This window comes from Bacillus thuringiensis (assembly GCF_022095615.2).
Taxonomy (GTDB): domain Bacteria; phylum Bacillota; class Bacilli; order Bacillales; family Bacillaceae_G; genus Bacillus_A; species Bacillus_A cereus_AG.
Map to the genome: position 1 here is coordinate 615,832 of NZ_CP155559.1, position 15,824 is coordinate 631,655.

Sequence of the window (15,824 nt, forward strand, 5' to 3'; positions counted from 1 at the left end):
AAATGATAAAATTTTACCTAATTACAACATAATGCTTACGATAATTGCAGATAAAATGCTAACGAGAGTAGCTCCATATAGTAATTTAAGACCAAATCTGGCAACGACGTTTCCTTGTTCTTCGTTTAACCCTTTTACTGCACCTGAAATAATGCCGATAGAAGAAAAGTTGGCAAAAGAAACGAGGAAAACAGAAATGATACCCACTGTACGGGGAGAAAGGCTATTAGAAATTTTACTAAGATCCATCATGGCTACAAATTCATTCGTTACAAGCTTCGTTGCCATAATGCTACCAGCTGTGACAATTTCAGAACTTGGTACACCGATAAGGAATGCAACAGGCGCAAATACGTAGCCGATTAATTGCTGGAAAGTAATGCCGAATATAATGAGGAATAGGTCATTAATGCAGCTAATTAATGCGACGAATCCGATGAGCATAGCGCCGACAACGATGGCTACGCGAAAGCCATCTAGAATGTATTCTCCAAGCATTTCAAAAAAGCTCTGCTTTTCGCCTTTAATTTCTAAAATATCTTCGTCCTCTTTCACGTCGTATGGGTTAATGATGAGTACGATAATAAAACCACTAAATAAATTGAGAACGAGTGCAGTTACTACATATTTAGGCTCAATCATTGTCATATAGGCACCTACGATAGACATAGATACGGTTGACATAGCAGAGGCACACAGTGTATAAAGACGGTGTTTTGGAATTTGAGCTAATTGTTTTTTAACTGTAATAAAAACTTCTGATTGGCCGACAATGGCAGATGCGATAGCGTTGTAAGATTCTAATTTCCCAAGACCATTTATTTTGCTAAGGAAGTAACCGATCCAATGAATAAAAAATGGTAGTATTTTGAAATGTTGCAGTATACCAATTAAGACGGAAATGAAGACAATGGGCAATAATACAGTAAGGAAGAATGACATTTCATCTTTATTGGCAAGACCGCCAAATACAAAGTTTATACCATCAGCAGCATACTCGAGTAGCTTTGTAAACAGACTGGAAATGACCCGAATAAGTATGAGGCCGATTTCTGTATTTAATAATAAATAGGTTAAAATTAACTGTATAATAAGCATGATGAAAATGGGTTTAAATTTAATATGTTTCTTATTGTTGCTAGCAATATAAGCAAGGAAGAAAACAACGATAAGTCCCACGAAAAAAGTAATAAATTTCATAGTAAGCCTCCTAAAAGAGATATTCTGCTATATATGCTTTTCATTTCAAGGGAGAATATGCATCGTTGGTAAAGAAAGGAATAGAGAGAGTATGAATATATGTAGAGTGCACCATGTTGCAATTATTTGTTCGAATTATGAAGTATCTAAAGATTTTTATAATAGAATATTAGGTTTTAAAGCGATAAATGAAGTATATAGAAAAGAACGAGATTCTTATAAGTTAGATTTATGTGTAGGGGAAGAGTATCAAATTGAATTATTTTCATTTCCAAGTCCGCCTGAGCGTCCAAGTTTCCCAGAAGCAGCTGGTCTTAGACATTTAGCATTTGCTGTTACAAATATAGAAGAGGCTGTGAAACATTTAAATCAATGTGGTGTGGAGACTGAATCGATACGTATGGATGAAATAACCGGAAAAAAATTCGTCTTTTTCCAAGACCCTGATGGCCTACCTTTAGAATTGTATGAGGTTTGAAATTGGTGAATTTTATATAGGGTTGCTTTTACGTAAATGAAGAAACTAAAGTGAAACTTCTTTTTAAAGGAGGTGTAACTTTAGCTAAGAAAGCTAAAGGACATATGTGGATATTATAAAATTACTGATGGTAGCCATTCTTATTGCATTAACAGGTTTTTTTGTAGCTGTTGAGTTTGCAATTATTAAGGTACGTAGCAGTCGTATTGATCAACTCGTTAGTGAAAAACGACGAGGGGCATTAGCAGCTAAAAAAGTAACTTCGAATTTAGATGAGTATTTATCAGCATGTCAGTTAGGTATTACAATTACTGCTTTAGGGCTTGGGTGGTTAGGAGAGCCGACTATAAAACATTTACTCGAGCCGTTGTTTTTAAAACTACATTTATCTCCTGCAATTGCAAGTACAGTTTCATTTATTATTGCTTTTGCAGTGATTACATTTTTACATGTTGTCATTGGTGAACTTGCTCCGAAGACGCTCGCTATACAAAGAGCAGAGCAAGTTAGCTTATTATTATCTAAGCCAATTATTTACTTTTACCGAGTAATGTATCCGTTTATTTGGGCTTTAAATGGTTCTGCAAGGCTTGTAACAGGGTTATTCGGATTACATCCGGCTTCTGAACATGAAGTTGCTCATTCGGAGGAAGAATTACGATTAATCTTATCCGAGAGTTATGAGAGCGGAGAGATTAATCAAAGGGAATTTAAATATGTAAATAATATTTTTGAATTCGATAATAGAGTCGCAAAGGAAATTATGGTACCTCGTACAGAAGTTGTAGGTTTATATGAGGACGAACCATTTGAAACACATATTAAAATAATCGCACAAGAAAAGTATACGAGATATCCCGTATTTGGTGAAGATAAAGATGAAATTATTGGGATGGTTAATGTAAAGGATTTATTTATTCGTTATATGGATGGTAATCGAGACGAGGAGTGCTCGATTACGCCATATACAAGGCCAGTTATTGAAGTGTTAGAAAATATCCCTATTCATGATTTGCTATTACAAATGCAAAGAAAACGAATTCCATTAGCTGTATTATATGATGAATATGGTGGTACAGCGGGGATCGTTACACTAGAAGATATTTTAGAAGAAATTGTTGGAGAAATCCGAGATGAATACGATGAAGATGAACACCCGCCTATAGAGCATATAAGTGAAGGGTGTAAAATCGTAGAGGGAAAAGTGCTTATTAGTGAAGTAAATGATTTATTTGGTATACACTTAATCGCTGATGATGTAGATACGATCGGTGGTTGGATTATGGTACAAAAGCAAATCGTTGCTGAAGGAGAGAGTATTGAAAAATACGGCTTTTCTTTTAAAGTTCTTGAAAAGGATATGCATCAAATTAAACGAGTGGAAATAAAGAAGGTAGAAGAATGATTTTCTATAAATTTTTATAAAAGATATATATAGAAAAATAAATGTTTGCGCTTTCAAAAAAGGTGCTATATAGTGAAGGTGGATACTGAAAAATTCTTCTGAATGATACTCGTATTTTTAGAGGGCGGATTTTTTAGATAAGGATTTAGAATGAAAAGCATAGGTGATGAAAATGATAGCAACGAAGGATATACGTATAGAGAAAGATTTTTTAGGTGAAAAGGAAGTACCGAGTGTAGCTTATTATGGGGTACAAACATTACGTGCTGTAGAAAACTTCCCGATTACAGGATATCGCATTCATCCGTCACTCATTACGGCAATGGCAATTGTGAAAAAAGCGGCGGCACTTGCAAATATGGATACTGGTTATTTAGCGAAAGACATTGGACATGAAATTGCAGAGGCAGCACAAGAAATTGTTGATGGAAAATTCCATGATCAATTTATCGTGGATCCAATCCAAGGCGGTGCTGGAACTTCTATTAATATGAATACAAATGAAGTAATCGCTAATCGAGCGTTAGAGCGTATGGGGTATGAAAAAGGCGCGTATGCAAAAATTAGCCCAAACACGCATGTGAACATGGCTCAATCAACGAATGATGCGTTTCCAACAGGAATTCATATTGCAACTCTTATGATGTTAGAAGAACTTCTTATTACAATGGAAGAACTTCATTCTGCTTTCCGTGCAAAAGCAAAAGAGTTCGATCACGTCATTAAAATGGGGCGTACACATTTACAAGATGCTGTTCCGATTCGTCTTGGACAAGAATTTGAAGCGTATAGCCGAGTGCTTGCGCGTGATATAAAAAGAATTAAACAGTCTCGTCAACATTTATACGAAGTGAACATGGGGGCGACAGCTGTTGGTACAGGATTAAATGCAAATCCTATGTACATTGAACAAGTGGTTAAACACCTGCGAACATTTAGTGGATTCCCACTTGTTGGTGCAGAGCACTTAGTCGATGCAACGCAAAACACAGATGCATACACAGAAGTATCTGCGGCATTAAAAGTATGTATGATGAACATGTCTAAAATTGCGAATGACCTTCGTATTATGGCATCTGGACCGCGTGTTGGATTAGCTGAAATTCAATTGCCAGCTCGTCAACCAGGTTCATCTATTATGCCAGGTAAAGTAAACCCTGTTATGGCAGAAGTAATTAATCAAGTTGCTTTCCAAGTAATTGGTAATGATCATACAATTTGCTTAGCATCAGAAGCAGGACAATTAGAGTTAAATGTAATGGAGCCTGTACTCGTATTTAATTTAATTCAGTCTATCAGTATTATGAATAACGGATTCCGTGTATTCCGTGAATATTGTATTAAAGGAATTACAGCAAATGAAGAATTGCTGAAGCAATATGTAGAGAAAAGTGTTGGAATTATTACAGCAGTTAACCCTCATATTGGTTATGAAGCAGCATCTCGTATTGCACGTGAAGCAATTGAAACAGGAAAATCTGTTAGGGAGCTATGTTTAGAACATGGTGTACTGACAGAAGAAGAATTGGATATTATTTTAGATCCATTCGAAATGACGCATCCTGAAATTGCTGGAGCTTCTTTATTAAAGAATAAGAAGATGTAATGTAAAAAAACACCGATCCATTTGGATCGGTGTTTTTTTTAAAAGATATTAAATACAGCGTTTAATTGAAGTAAGCTAATGATAGCTAAGAAGATTAAACTGTATTTCATTGCTGTTTTAAATAGGACAGATTCTTTACCAACTAGTCCAACTGCGGCACAAGCAACTGCTACAGATTGTGGTGAAACCATTTTTGCCATTGTACCACCTACTACGTTTAATGCAACAAGAGTAGAAGGAACGATGTTTAATTGATCTGCAGTTACTGCTTGAAGCGGTGCAAATAATGAACCACTTGATACTACTGATCCTGTAATGAATACGCCAATCCATCCTAAGATCGGAGAAAGAACAGGGAATGCATTACCAGTAGAAGAGAATGCAAGTCCAAGTGTAGATGACATACCAGAGTAGTTCTCTACGTAAGCTAAAGCGATAACGCTACAGATTGTATATACTGGAGCTTTTAGTTCTTTTATTGTTTCAACCATTAATTCTTTAACTATTTTCCCTTTTACGCGGTATACGATAAGTGAAACGATAATTGCTAATACGATTGCAGTAGTTGTAGATGAGAATACATCAAATTTGAAAACAGCTGCGAAAGGTGTATCAGCTTTTGTAATTGGTGTAGTTTTCATAACGGCATTATGAAGACCAGGGAACTGAATGTTAAATACTAAGTTTGCTAGTGCGCCATCCGGAGCAAATAAAGCTTTAATTGGTTTTAAATTAAAGATTGTTACGAATGCAGTTAAGAATACGAATGGAGACCAAGCATATAGAATTTGATTGAATGTATGAGCTTCTTTTTCTTCTTGTTTTTCTTCTTTAGTAGAAGATTTTGGCTGCCAAACACGTAAGAATAATGCAAGAGAGACCATACTTACAACGGCTGCGAAAATATTAGTAAGTTCCGCACCTAAGAAGTAAGTTACAAGGAACTGAGTAATGGCGAAAGAAACCCCACTTACAAGAATACCTTGCCAAGTTTCTTTAATACCTTTAATTCCATCGACCATTGAAACAAGTAGGAAAGGTAAAACAATACTAATGAATGGTAAAATAAGAACAGTTTGACGACCGATAGTTAATGCGTCTAGCTCAGTTAATTGTGCTGGTACTGTAACTGGGATACCCATAGCACCCATAGCACCACCAGCGATGTTCGCTACCAAACAAATACCTGCTGCTTTTAATGGATTAAAGCCCATACCTACAAGTAATGCAGCTGTAATAGCAACTGGAACCCCTAGCCCAGCTGCGCCTTCTAAGAAAGCACCGAAAGAATAAGCGATTAATAATACTTGTAAACGTTGGTCATTTGTAATGCTTGAAATACTATCACGAATGACATTGAATTGCTCTGTTTTAACAGTTAATTTATAAAGGAAAATTGCTGCGATAACGATAGTACAAATTGGATAAAATCCAGATAAAACACCAAATCCGGCAGATGCTACAGCTACAGTTGCTGGCATTTTATAAACGAATATAGCAAGAATAATAGCGACAATCACACTGTAAAGACCAGCGATATAACTTTTCATTTTCAGTCCCATTAAACAAATGATGAAGCAGAAAATTGGAAGTGCTGCGATTAGTGCAGATAACCAAATGTTGTTTAACGGGTCATAAATTTGTGTCCAAGTACTCATAATGATGACAACTCCTATCTATTTTATGTGAAGAAATTCACATTATTTGTGAAACAATTCACAATCAACTTACATGCTTAGTATATTCTCCTTCAACACTATTGTCAACGTAAAAAAGTATAATTATTCCATAATAGTGTTAAAAGAAATGCTTTGTTCATAAAGTAGACAAAAAGCGCATTCCAACCTATCTGGGTGCGCTGTAATAAGTTATTTGCATATTCTTTTATTTCTTCGTATATCATTGGTTCTGATGAAGCCTTTGTACCATTGGATCTAGTAGTAAGGGAGAGTTATCACGCAAAATCCCAATTAGTATGGGCTAATAACCGGTGGAGGAAAAGTAAGATGCTCACTGATAAAAGTTTTATTTTCTTTAATAGGAAGTTTTGAATAACAGTTCAGGTAATTGCAGTACGAAAAAACAATAAGTCAATTTTTAATATTACATTAGCTCTTTTTACTGAAAATTCCTTTTAGTGTAACAAAGAGGTTAAATATGCTCCAACTACTTTACGAAAGGTTATCAATTATAGATGATATTTTACGATATCATTACCGCACGTTTCAATGAGGTGAAAATATAACAAAAAGCTTGATAAAACAACGTTTGCAAGCAAAGTATTTGCAGCCCGTTGTTTTGCTTTTTCGTTATATCATATAGTATAATATTCAAAATCAGCAAGGATTTATTCCTGAGTTCTTTGCTGATAAAGATGGAAAAATTTTTCGGCTTTATAGGTTGATAAAGTTATGTCGTAACAGGAAATATAAGAACAGATATATAAATAAATAAAAAGAAAATAAAAACGAAAATGAGGGGAACTTTATGAGCCAAAATCAATTCGAATGTCGTATTTCAGAAGAAGATGTACAAATGTTAAGAGCGCTAGCGCATCCGTTACGTTTACGTCTAGTAATGGAACTAATGCAACGAGGAACTTGTAATGTAACACAATTACAGGAAGTGTTAGAAATTCCGCAATCAACGGTTTCGCAACATTTAACGAAATTAAAACAAAACAAAGTAGTGCGCTTTGAAAGACGAGGACTAGAAGTGTATTATCAAATTCATAATGATAAAGTAAGTGAAGTTGTAAAAACATTATTTTCTTAAAATTTGAATATTATGGAAAAAGACGTGTGGGATATACGTCTTTTTTTATTTGTCAGAAAGGTGATATGAGAGGAAATATTAGCATGTAAGGAAGAAAAGGCTATCAATTTACATGTTACTATAAGGAATATATTCTAAAGGGAAAAGAAAAGATAGGAGGGAGGACAGTAAGTAAAGGGAGGAATAATAGTATGGATGTAAAACGTGTGAAACAAATCTTATCTTCTTCAAGTAGAATTGACGTTACATATGAGGGCGTACCAGTATGGATTGAGAGCTGTGACGAGCAGAGTGGAGTTGTTCAAGTGTATGATGTATCTAATCCTGGAGAAAGCGTTCACGTGAACGTGACGGCTTTAGAGGAGAAGTAATAGAAAAGACGCTTCTAAAATTAGAAGCGTCTTTTCTATTTATTATTCCATCATATGTGCAATTTTCTTAGAGAACATAAGAAGTACTAATCCTAGCACGATTACGATAACACCGATGCTTGCGAATACTTCTAAATATCCTAAAGATTGAGTGAAAGCAGCTAATTGTCCTGCTAATAAGTTTGCGAAGCCAGTACCAGCTAACCATACACCCATTAATAATGATGCTAATTTAACAGGAGCGATTGCACTTACCATAGATAATCCGATTGGTGATAAGAATAATTCACCGATTGTATGGAACATGTAAGTGAATACAATGAATAGTAAGTTTGCTTTCATTGTAATATTACCTTCATCGCTACCAGTTTTTAATACAGCTAAAGTTAGAACTAAATATCCAATCCCTAGCAAGATCATACCAAATGCCATTTTCGTTGGGATTTTCAAGTCACCATTTTTCGTTTTAGAAAGTTTAATCCATAATGCAGAAACCGGTAATGCTAGCAAGATAATGAATAGTGGGTTTACAGATTGGAACCAAGGTGTTGGAATTGTAAATCCACCAATTGTACGATCCACGAATTTATCCGTGTAAAGTGTTAAAGAACTACCAGCTTGTTCAAATCCTGCCCAGAAAAATACAACGAAACAAGTTAAAATTAAAATTGCAGTAGTACGTTTTTTCTCTTGTGTTGTTAAAGGTTTTTTCTCAATTGCTTTTGCATTTTTTTCTTTAGATTGTTTACCGACAACAGTTGTTCCAATAGACCCTAAGTAACGAGGTGCTAAGAAATTAAAGGCAAGCTGTCCAATAATCATACCGATACAAGCTGTTAAGAAACCGTATCTATAATCTGCGAAGTAACCGCAAATGAATGGAGCGATAAGAGCTCCTAAGTTAATTCCCATGTAGAAGATAGTGAAGGCACTATCACGACGAGAATCGTTTTCGCTATATAATTGACCTAATAAAGTCGAAATATTTGGTTTGAAGAATCCGTTACCAATAACTAATAATCCTAATCCTAAAAATAGTCCAGTTTTTGTGTTCATTGAAAATAGTACAAAGTTACCAATTGCCATGATGATACCACCAATAGTAATGGCGTGTCGCTTCGTAATGAAATGGTCAGTTAACCAGCCACCAATAATAGGTGTGAAATATACAAGCATTGTGAAAATACCGTAAATTTGTACTGCAACTGCTTTATCAAATCCTAAACCGCCGCTTACTAAGCTCGTTGTTAAATAAAGAACTAATAAGCCACGCATTCCGTAATAACTAAATCTTTCCCATGCCTCTGTAAAGAACAACAAATATAATCCTGGTGGATGTTTTTTTGGTGATTGTTGCTCTCCAGCTTTGTCTAATTTTAAAGCTGCATCCATGTTTGTTTCCCCCTAATCCTGTATAACGGATATTTATGTAATTATTTTAATTCACAAAATATTTAGAAGTCAATAGAATTATATGGAAATAGAAAGAAAAATTCTGAAAAAGTTCTATTTTTCTTCAACCGTTACTGTATTTTGCCCTGAAAACGAGATGATAAGCGTTTTCAAATGTAATAATTGAATTCTAAAAGAAAATAAAATAGTGATTAATCAGAAAATTTAGATTAAAATATCTATTCTGATATAGAGAAAATATATTCTATTTACTTTTATAATATAACATATTGGGAATAAAAATACAAAATGAAATAATGTGACATTTAAGTGAATCGAAAAATAACCAGCTCCATAGAAGGGGAGCTGGTTAGAAAAATATTATTTAACAAAGCGTTTTTCGATATCATCTAATAGTAGGTTAGCGGCCATTACACCACCAGCTGTATTCCAAATAACGTCGTCAACTTTGTATGCTTTACCATTTTTTACTGCATTTAAATTTCTAAATAGAGGATCATTGATATATTCTTTTTCTAATTCAGAGCCTTTTTTCTCGTTTCCTTTATCGAATGTGAAGTAGAATAATACATCGCCATCCATTGCTGAAATACGTTCTTTAGAAACGTTACGTTCTGCAAAGTCATCTTTATTTTGATCACCAGGACGTTTAAATCCAAGTTCTTTTAAAATGACACCAGAGAATGTATCGCCATGATAAATGCGAACATCACCAGGCATGAAGCGAACCATAGAGATTTCTTGATTTACTTTATCGCCAAGTTTGCCTTTTAAATCTTTTATACGTGATTCGTAATTAGCTACAACTTTTTGACCTTCTTTTTCTTTATTTAATGCTTTTGCATAAAATTTGAAGTTATCTTTCCATTCACCGCGTAGCGTCTCAGAGAACACAGTAGGTGCAATCGCTGTTAGTTGCTCATACACTTTTTCATGACGCATTTTGTTACCGATAATTAAGTCTGGTTTTAAAGAAGCGATTGTTTCCACGTTCACTTGTCCTTCATCACCAACAACTTTTACATCTTTCATTTTATCTTTAATATGTGGATACCATGGATCACCAGTCCAAGATTTTACAGCCCCAACTGGTTTCACACCTAGTTCAAGTAAAGCTTCAGTTCCTTCATTTGTTAAAATAACTACACGTTTTGGATTAGCAGGAACTTCTGTTTTACCCATTGCATGTTCAACTGTAATCATTTCTTTTTTCGTATCTTCTTTTGTTTCCTCTTTCGTATTTGATTTTCCACAAGCACTTAAAAGTAATGAAAAGGCTAGTAAAAATACAAATAATATAAACGATTTTTTTTGCGTGAATTTCATTATGTACCCCCTACATACTGAGAAGTTTTTTCAATAGCAAAGATGATAGTAATCCTTCATGGTCCAATTGTCAATGAAAATAATTCTCATTTCCGTTGACAATGAGAATTAAGTTGAAATACACTTACAACGTATCATTATACATTGAAGGGGAAACGCTGCATGTTATTAAAAACAAATCGAGCAAAATGGATTGGATTATTTGTTGGAATCATTGCAGTCATTACTTGTATTTGGGGAAGTATTATTTTTGGATATACAAATACGAGTTGGAAATTAGCGTTAGATGCTTTTTTCCATTTTAATGGTTCCAATGAACATATTATTATTCAAAATGTGCGTCTTCCAAGGGCGTTAATTGCAGCTAGTGTTGGTGCTAGTTTAGCCATTGCAGGTTGTCTTATGCAAACTTTAACTAAGAATCCGCTTGCTTCTCCAGATTTTATTGGATTAAATTCAGGTGCCGCTTTCTTCATAGTTGTAGCAATTGTTATTTTTTCCGTAACATCATTATCAGCTTTCACGTGGATTGCCTTTTTAGGGGCAGCCGTTGCAGCTGTACTTGTATTTGCTTCTAGTTCTTTAGGAAAAGAAGGGACAACGCCTCTGAAGTTAACATTAGCAGGGGTCGCAATTAGTGCGTTATTTTCATCATTAACACAAGGATTACTTGTGTTAAATGAAAAGGCGCTTGAAGAAGTATTATTTTGGCTTGCCGGATCTGTGCAAGGAAGAAAGTTAGAAATTTTACAATCTGTATTCCCATATTTATTAATAGGATGGATTGCATCTATTATGATGGCAGGGAAAGTAAATACATTGATGATGGGGGAAGACGTCGCGAAAGGGCTTGGACAACGAACAATTTTAATGAAATCATTCGTACTATTTATTATTGTTTTGTTATCTGGTGGTTCAGTTGCGGTTGCTGGTCCAATTGGATTTGTTGGAATTATTATCCCGCATTTTGCCAGATTCCTTGTTGGGGTCGATCACAGATGGAGAGTACCATATAGCGGCTTATTAGGTGCAATACTACTAATCTTGGCTGATATAGTAGCAAGATATGTCATTATGCCACAAGAAGTACCAGTAGGAGTTATGACAGCATTTATTGGTGCACCGTTCTTTATTTATATCGCACGTAAGAGAGGGCTTAGCAAATGAAGAAGTATATTCCGTTTCGTATAGGAAAAGGCGGGCTCTCGTTTTTAATGTATAAACGAGCTTGTCTCGTCTTATTCAGTTTACTAGTTGTTTTAATAGGATTATTTTTTGCGAGTGCAGGTATGGGAGACATGAAAATTGCTCCTTATGATGTATGGCAAGCAATCACTGGAAATGGCGATGCGATGTCCAATATGGTTGTAAATAAGTTTCGTATGCCGCGTATTTTAATTGCCATCCTTGTAGGAATCGCACTTGCTGTAGCAGGATGTATTTTACAAGGTCTCGTTCGTAATCCACTGGCTTCTCCTGATATCATCGGGATTACAGGTGGTGCAAGTGTTGCAGTTGTATTATTTTTAGCTATATTTAGTGATAAAAATAATGCGCTAACCGTAAGCATTCATTATATGCCGTTAGCAGCCTTTGTTGGTGCAACGATTGTAGCGCTTTTTGTATATTTATTTGCATGGAGAAATGACGGATTATCACCGATTAGTCTTGTTTTAATTGGTGTTGGATTTTGGGCATTAACGAAAGCAGCAACGACTTTGTTTATGTTATTAGCACCAATTTACCAAGCGAGTCAAGCGAATGTATGGATTACAGGTACTGTTTACGGTTCTTCATGGCAAAACGTTATGGTGCTTGCACCGTGGGTTCTCATTTTAACGGTAATATCATTTATAGCTGCTAGACATTTAAATGCGCAAGAGCTAGGGGATGATATTGCGGTAGGACTTGGTGTTCCTTTAACGAAGTCACGCGTATTCATGTTATTACTTAGTACAGCTTTAATTGGCGGTGCGGTTGCCTTCGCCGGAGGAATTGGATTTGTCGGTTTAATGGCACCTCATATTTCACGAAGACTAGTTGGTTCTTTATACGGTGCATTGCTCCCAGTTGCGGCTATTGTTGGTGCAATTTTAGTACTTGCTGCAGATTTAATTGGGCGTACAGTTTTCACCCCCCTTGAAATTCCAGCAGGGGTATTTACATCAGCAATTGGTGCACCTTATTTTATTTATTTACTTTATAAAAGTCGGAATTCATAAAGGGAGATGAATATGCAAAAAGCATTGGAGACGAAACGTTTGACGTTGTCTTATGGTGAAACAATTATTATTGATGAGTTGAATTTAGAAATTCCAAAAGGCGAAATTACAATCTTTATCGGTTCTAACGGTTGCGGGAAATCAACTTTATTACGTTCACTAGCTAGATTATTAAAGCCAACAACTGGTGACATTTTGTTAGATAATCAAGCCATTCAAAGTATGCAAACGAAGCAAATTGCTCGTCAAATGGCAATTTTACCGCAAGGACCACAAGCGCCAGAAGGGCTTACAGTATTGCAACTTGTAAAGCAAGGGCGTTATCCATATCAAACGTGGCTGAAGCAATGGTCAGAAAAAGATGAGGAAATGGTGCAAAAAGCACTTGCAGCAACAGGTATGACAGAATTTGCTGAGCGTGATGTGCATGCTCTTTCAGGTGGACAACGTCAACGTGCTTGGATTGCAATGACGCTTGCACAAGATACAGATATTATTTTACTTGATGAGCCTACTACATATTTAGATATGACTCACCAAATTGAAGTGCTAGATTTATTATTCGAATTAAATGAAACAGAACAAAGAACAATTGTCATGGTATTACACGATTTAAATTTAGCATGTCGTTATGCAGACAATATTGTAGCCATTCAAGATAAACAAATATATGCACAAGGTAAGCCTGAAGAAGTAGTGGATGAGAAGCTAGTACGTGATGTATTCCGAATGGAGTGTCAAATCAGTACGGATCCGTTATTTGGAACACCACTTTGTATCCCGCATGGAAAAGGAAGACGTGTACGTAAAGAGGTTGCTCAGGCAATGAGATAAATAAAAAGACGATGAGGGTTCATCGTCTTTTTATTTTTGGCAAGAGAATAAGAGGAAGAGGGGAATTCGTAACCGTCGTTCATATTCTTCCGCGCTTTGAAAATAAGTTTGATCTGGTGTAGCTTCTTTTAATTTTGTAATCGTAAATCCAGCTTGTTGTAACAATGTAAAATACTCTTCCGTTGTACGATGGTATTTAATAACTTTTTGCTCAATCCAAGGCTCAATGCGTTTTCCCATTTTAAAATAATCATCGACGAGCCAGCTTGTTCTTTTCTCGCTCGTTTGTAAGCTTTCAAATGAAGAGGTAATAATAGGGTGTTGAACGCTAAAAGTAAAGGCTCCATTTGTTTTTAAAGTTTCGTACACATTTTGAAAAATGATAGGAAGATGTTCAATATAATGTAAGGCGAGTCTAGATGTTACTAAATCAAAAGTAGCAGGAGGGTATGTGTAGTCTTTGAGGTTTAAAAAATGGACGGTGCCATTTTTATTTTCTAGTTGTTTTTTAGCTTTTTCATACATAAGTTCGGAGCCTTCAATACCAGTGTAAGAGTGGCAGCCTTTTTCTAATAACTCCTCACCGAATTTAGCGTCGCCGCAGCCTAAATCAAGGATTTGTTTTCCTTTCACATCACCAATGAGTTGAAAGAAGGCTGGTTTTTCAAGTGACTCATTTGGGCTATTTTCTCGGTATCTGCGTTTCATATATTGTTTAAAAAATGCTTCGTTATTATATACATCAGATTCAGTAAATGCCATGATTGAAGCCCCCTTAAATATTTTTTTTATTCTATCAAATATGAAAAGTAAATGATAGATTTCTTGTAATGAATCATATATAATCTAGAATTGTAAGCGGTTACTTTAAACTATTTTTCTATAATAAATTCTGAAAACGTGTTAAGCTAGTAGAGGGATTATTAGAACTATTAAGACAATAATTCGCTTACATGAACGATGGGAGGCTTCACAATGTCTAGTAAAACACTTGCGAAATTTTTAGAAGAAAATTTAGAGGATTTAAAATCAAAGGGGCTTTATAACGTAATTGATCCGCTTGAGAGTTCAAATGGACCGATCATTACAATTGGCGGAAAAGAATATATTAACTTATCTTCAAACAACTATCTTGGATTAGCAACAGATAGCCGTTTGCAAGAAGCAGCAATTGGTGCTATTCATAAGTACGGCGTTGGAGCAGGAGCTGTTCGTACAATTAACGGTACTTTAGATTTGCATATTAAATTAGAAGAAACAATTGCAAAGTTTAAACATACAGAAGCGGCAATTGCTTACCAATCAGGATTTAACTGTAATATGGCAGCGATTTCAGCCGTGATGGATAAAAATGATGCGATTCTTTCAGACGAATTAAACCATGCTTCTATTATTGATGGTAGTCGTCTATCAAAGGCAAAAATTATTGTTTATAAACATTCTGATATGGAAGATTTACGTCAAAAAGCAATCGCGGCGAAAGAATCAGGTCTTTACAATAAATTAATGGTAATTACAGACGGTGTCTTCTCAATGGATGGAGATGTTGCAAAACTACCAGAAATTGTTGAGATTGCAGAAGAATTAGATTTAATGACATACGTAGATGATGCACACGGTTCAGGTGTACTTGGTAAAGGTGCAGGAACTGTAAAGCACTTCGGTCTGTCTGATAAAGTTGATTTCCAAATTGGTACATTATCAAAAGCAATTGGGGTAATTGGTGGATATGTAGCAGGGAAACAAAACTTAATTGACTGGTTAAAAGTTCGTTCACGTCCATTCTTATTCTCTACAGCATTAACACCAGCTGATGCAGCAGCTTGCATGAGATCAATTGAAATCTTAATGGAAAGCACAGAGTTGCACGATCGTTTATGGGAAAATGGTCGCTATTTAAAACAAGGATTAAAAGAACTTGGCTTTAATATAGGGGAAAGTGAAACGCCAATTACACCTTGTATCATTGGTGATGAAGTGTTAACACAAGAATTTAGTAAACGTTTAAATGAAGAAGGCGTATACGCAAAATCTATTGTGTTCCCAACTGTAGCGAAAGGAACAGGACGCGTTCGTAATATGCCTACAGCAGCTCATACGAAAGAAATGTTAGATGAAGCGATTCGTAAGTATGAAAAAGTAGGAAAAGAAATGGGCATCATTTAAGTAACGACATCTTTTGAATAGCTTGCAA

14 protein-coding genes are annotated in these 15,824 nt (G+C 35.4%); 9 read left to right on the top strand and 5 right to left on the bottom strand.

What is annotated here, in order from left to right; all coding sequences use genetic code 11:
* Nucleotides 1-21: 21 nt before the first annotated feature.
* The gene (locus KZZ19_RS03125; protein ID WP_098343607.1) at nucleotides 22-1,200 is read right to left on the bottom strand and encodes a NupC/NupG family nucleoside CNT transporter; all 1,179 of its coding nucleotides are present in this window, start codon (nucleotides 1,198-1,200) and stop codon (nucleotides 22-24) included.
* 91 nt (nucleotides 1,201-1,291) lie between these two features.
* On the opposite strand from KZZ19_RS03125, the gene gloA2 reads away from it, so the two are divergent.
* From gloA2 to aspA, 3 genes are all read left to right on the top strand, one after another.
* Nucleotides 1,292-1,678 carry an SMU1112c/YaeR family gloxylase I-like metalloprotein gene (gene gloA2 / locus KZZ19_RS03130; protein ID WP_237981590.1) on the top strand — a complete coding sequence of 129 codons (387 nt, stop codon included), beginning with the start codon at nucleotides 1,292-1,294 and terminating at the stop codon, nucleotides 1,676-1,678.
* 106 nt (nucleotides 1,679-1,784) lie between these two features.
* The gene (locus KZZ19_RS03135) at nucleotides 1,785-3,083 is read left to right on the top strand and encodes a hemolysin family protein (RefSeq protein WP_088095112.1); all 1,299 of its coding nucleotides are present in this window, start codon (nucleotides 1,785-1,787) and stop codon (nucleotides 3,081-3,083) included.
* Between the two features lie 172 nt (nucleotides 3,084-3,255).
* Nucleotides 3,256-4,689: an aspartate ammonia-lyase gene (gene aspA / locus KZZ19_RS03140; RefSeq protein WP_088095113.1), complete on the top strand. Its 1,434-nt coding sequence runs from the start codon at nucleotides 3,256-3,258 to the stop codon at nucleotides 4,687-4,689.
* Between the two features lie 38 nt (nucleotides 4,690-4,727).
* Here the strand turns inward: aspA and KZZ19_RS03145 are convergent, their stop codons facing one another.
* Entirely contained in the window at nucleotides 4,728-6,347 is a 1,620-nt protein-coding gene (locus tag KZZ19_RS03145) for an L-lactate permease (RefSeq protein ID WP_237981591.1), read from the bottom strand.
* 829 nt (nucleotides 6,348-7,176) lie between these two features.
* On the opposite strand from KZZ19_RS03145, the gene KZZ19_RS03150 reads away from it, so the two are divergent.
* Both KZZ19_RS03150 and KZZ19_RS03155 read left to right on the top strand, forming a co-directional pair.
* Nucleotides 7,177-7,464 carry an ArsR/SmtB family transcription factor gene (locus KZZ19_RS03150; protein WP_000081429.1) on the top strand — a complete coding sequence of 96 codons (288 nt, stop codon included), beginning with the start codon at nucleotides 7,177-7,179 and terminating at the stop codon, nucleotides 7,462-7,464.
* Nucleotides 7,465-7,655: 191 nt separating this feature from the next.
* Nucleotides 7,656-7,835 carry an acid-soluble spore protein H gene (locus tag KZZ19_RS03155; RefSeq protein ID WP_088095115.1) on the top strand — a complete coding sequence of 60 codons (180 nt, stop codon included), beginning with the start codon at nucleotides 7,656-7,658 and terminating at the stop codon, nucleotides 7,833-7,835.
* Nucleotides 7,836-7,877: 42 nt separating this feature from the next.
* Here the strand turns inward: KZZ19_RS03155 and KZZ19_RS03160 are convergent, their stop codons facing one another.
* A complete protein-coding gene (locus KZZ19_RS03160; RefSeq protein WP_088095116.1) occupies nucleotides 7,878-9,227 on the bottom strand; it encodes a peptide MFS transporter in 1,350 nt (449 codons plus the stop codon).
* Between the two features lie 381 nt (nucleotides 9,228-9,608).
* Complete coding sequence (locus tag KZZ19_RS03165; protein WP_088095117.1) at nucleotides 9,609-10,574, bottom strand: ABC transporter substrate-binding protein; 966 nt, start codon at nucleotides 10,572-10,574, stop codon at nucleotides 9,609-9,611.
* Between the two features lie 162 nt (nucleotides 10,575-10,736).
* Between KZZ19_RS03165 and KZZ19_RS03170 the strand changes: the two genes are divergently transcribed.
* Genes KZZ19_RS03170 through KZZ19_RS03180 form a run of 3 tightly spaced genes read left to right on the top strand, consistent with a single transcriptional unit; the run spans nucleotide 10,737 to nucleotide 13,630 of the window.
* The gene (locus KZZ19_RS03170) at nucleotides 10,737-11,741 is read left to right on the top strand and encodes a FecCD family ABC transporter permease (protein WP_088095118.1); all 1,005 of its coding nucleotides are present in this window, start codon (nucleotides 10,737-10,739) and stop codon (nucleotides 11,739-11,741) included.
* The gene (locus KZZ19_RS03175; protein WP_088095119.1) at nucleotides 11,738-12,796 is read left to right on the top strand and encodes a FecCD family ABC transporter permease; all 1,059 of its coding nucleotides are present in this window, start codon (nucleotides 11,738-11,740) and stop codon (nucleotides 12,794-12,796) included. Before KZZ19_RS03170 ends, KZZ19_RS03175 begins: the two co-directional genes overlap by 4 nt.
* Nucleotides 12,797-12,808: 12 nt before the next feature.
* Complete coding sequence (locus KZZ19_RS03180; RefSeq protein ID WP_001167960.1) at nucleotides 12,809-13,630, top strand: ABC transporter ATP-binding protein; 822 nt, start codon at nucleotides 12,809-12,811, stop codon at nucleotides 13,628-13,630.
* Nucleotides 13,631-13,660: 30 nt separating this feature from the next.
* On the opposite strand, the gene KZZ19_RS03185 is transcribed toward KZZ19_RS03180, so the two are convergent.
* A complete protein-coding gene (locus tag KZZ19_RS03185) occupies nucleotides 13,661-14,392 on the bottom strand; it encodes a class I SAM-dependent DNA methyltransferase (protein WP_237981592.1) in 732 nt (243 codons plus the stop codon).
* A 213-nt stretch (nucleotides 14,393-14,605) separates the two neighbouring features.
* Between KZZ19_RS03185 and KZZ19_RS03190 the strand changes: the two genes are divergently transcribed.
* Nucleotides 14,606-15,796 (top strand): glycine C-acetyltransferase, encoded by a 1,191-nt coding sequence (locus tag KZZ19_RS03190; protein WP_000095906.1) that lies wholly within the window; start codon nucleotides 14,606-14,608, stop codon nucleotides 15,794-15,796.
* Nucleotides 15,797-15,824: the final 28 nt, after the last annotated feature.

Bases quoted from the DNA above. Each gene is read 5' to 3' on its own strand.
- gloA2 (WP_237981590.1), top strand. From the start codon at position 1,292: ATGAATATATGTAGAGTGCACCATGTTGCAATTATTTGTTCGAATTAT.
- KZZ19_RS03160 (WP_088095116.1), bottom strand. From the start codon at position 9,227: ATGGATGCAGCTTTAAAATTAGACAAAGCTGGAGAGCAACAATCACCA.
- aspA (WP_088095113.1), top strand. From the start codon at position 3,256: ATGATAGCAACGAAGGATATACGTATAGAGAAAGATTTTTTAGGTGAA.
- KZZ19_RS03170 (WP_088095118.1), top strand. From the start codon at position 10,737: ATGTTATTAAAAACAAATCGAGCAAAATGGATTGGATTATTTGTTGGA.
- KZZ19_RS03165 (WP_088095117.1), bottom strand. From the start codon at position 10,574: ATGAAATTCACGCAAAAAAAATCGTTTATATTATTTGTATTTTTACTA.
- KZZ19_RS03175 (WP_088095119.1), top strand. From the start codon at position 11,738: ATGAAGAAGTATATTCCGTTTCGTATAGGAAAAGGCGGGCTCTCGTTT.
- KZZ19_RS03185 (WP_237981592.1), bottom strand. From the start codon at position 14,392: ATGGCATTTACTGAATCTGATGTATATAATAACGAAGCATTTTTTAAA.
- KZZ19_RS03155 (WP_088095115.1), top strand. From the start codon at position 7,656: ATGGATGTAAAACGTGTGAAACAAATCTTATCTTCTTCAAGTAGAATT.
- KZZ19_RS03145 (WP_237981591.1), bottom strand. From the start codon at position 6,347: ATGAGTACTTGGACACAAATTTATGACCCGTTAAACAACATTTGGTTA.
- KZZ19_RS03150 (WP_000081429.1), top strand. From the start codon at position 7,177: ATGAGCCAAAATCAATTCGAATGTCGTATTTCAGAAGAAGATGTACAA.
- KZZ19_RS03125 (WP_098343607.1), bottom strand. From the start codon at position 1,200: ATGAAATTTATTACTTTTTTCGTGGGACTTATCGTTGTTTTCTTCCTT.
- KZZ19_RS03180 (WP_001167960.1), top strand. From the start codon at position 12,809: ATGCAAAAAGCATTGGAGACGAAACGTTTGACGTTGTCTTATGGTGAA.
- KZZ19_RS03190 (WP_000095906.1), top strand. From the start codon at position 14,606: ATGTCTAGTAAAACACTTGCGAAATTTTTAGAAGAAAATTTAGAGGAT.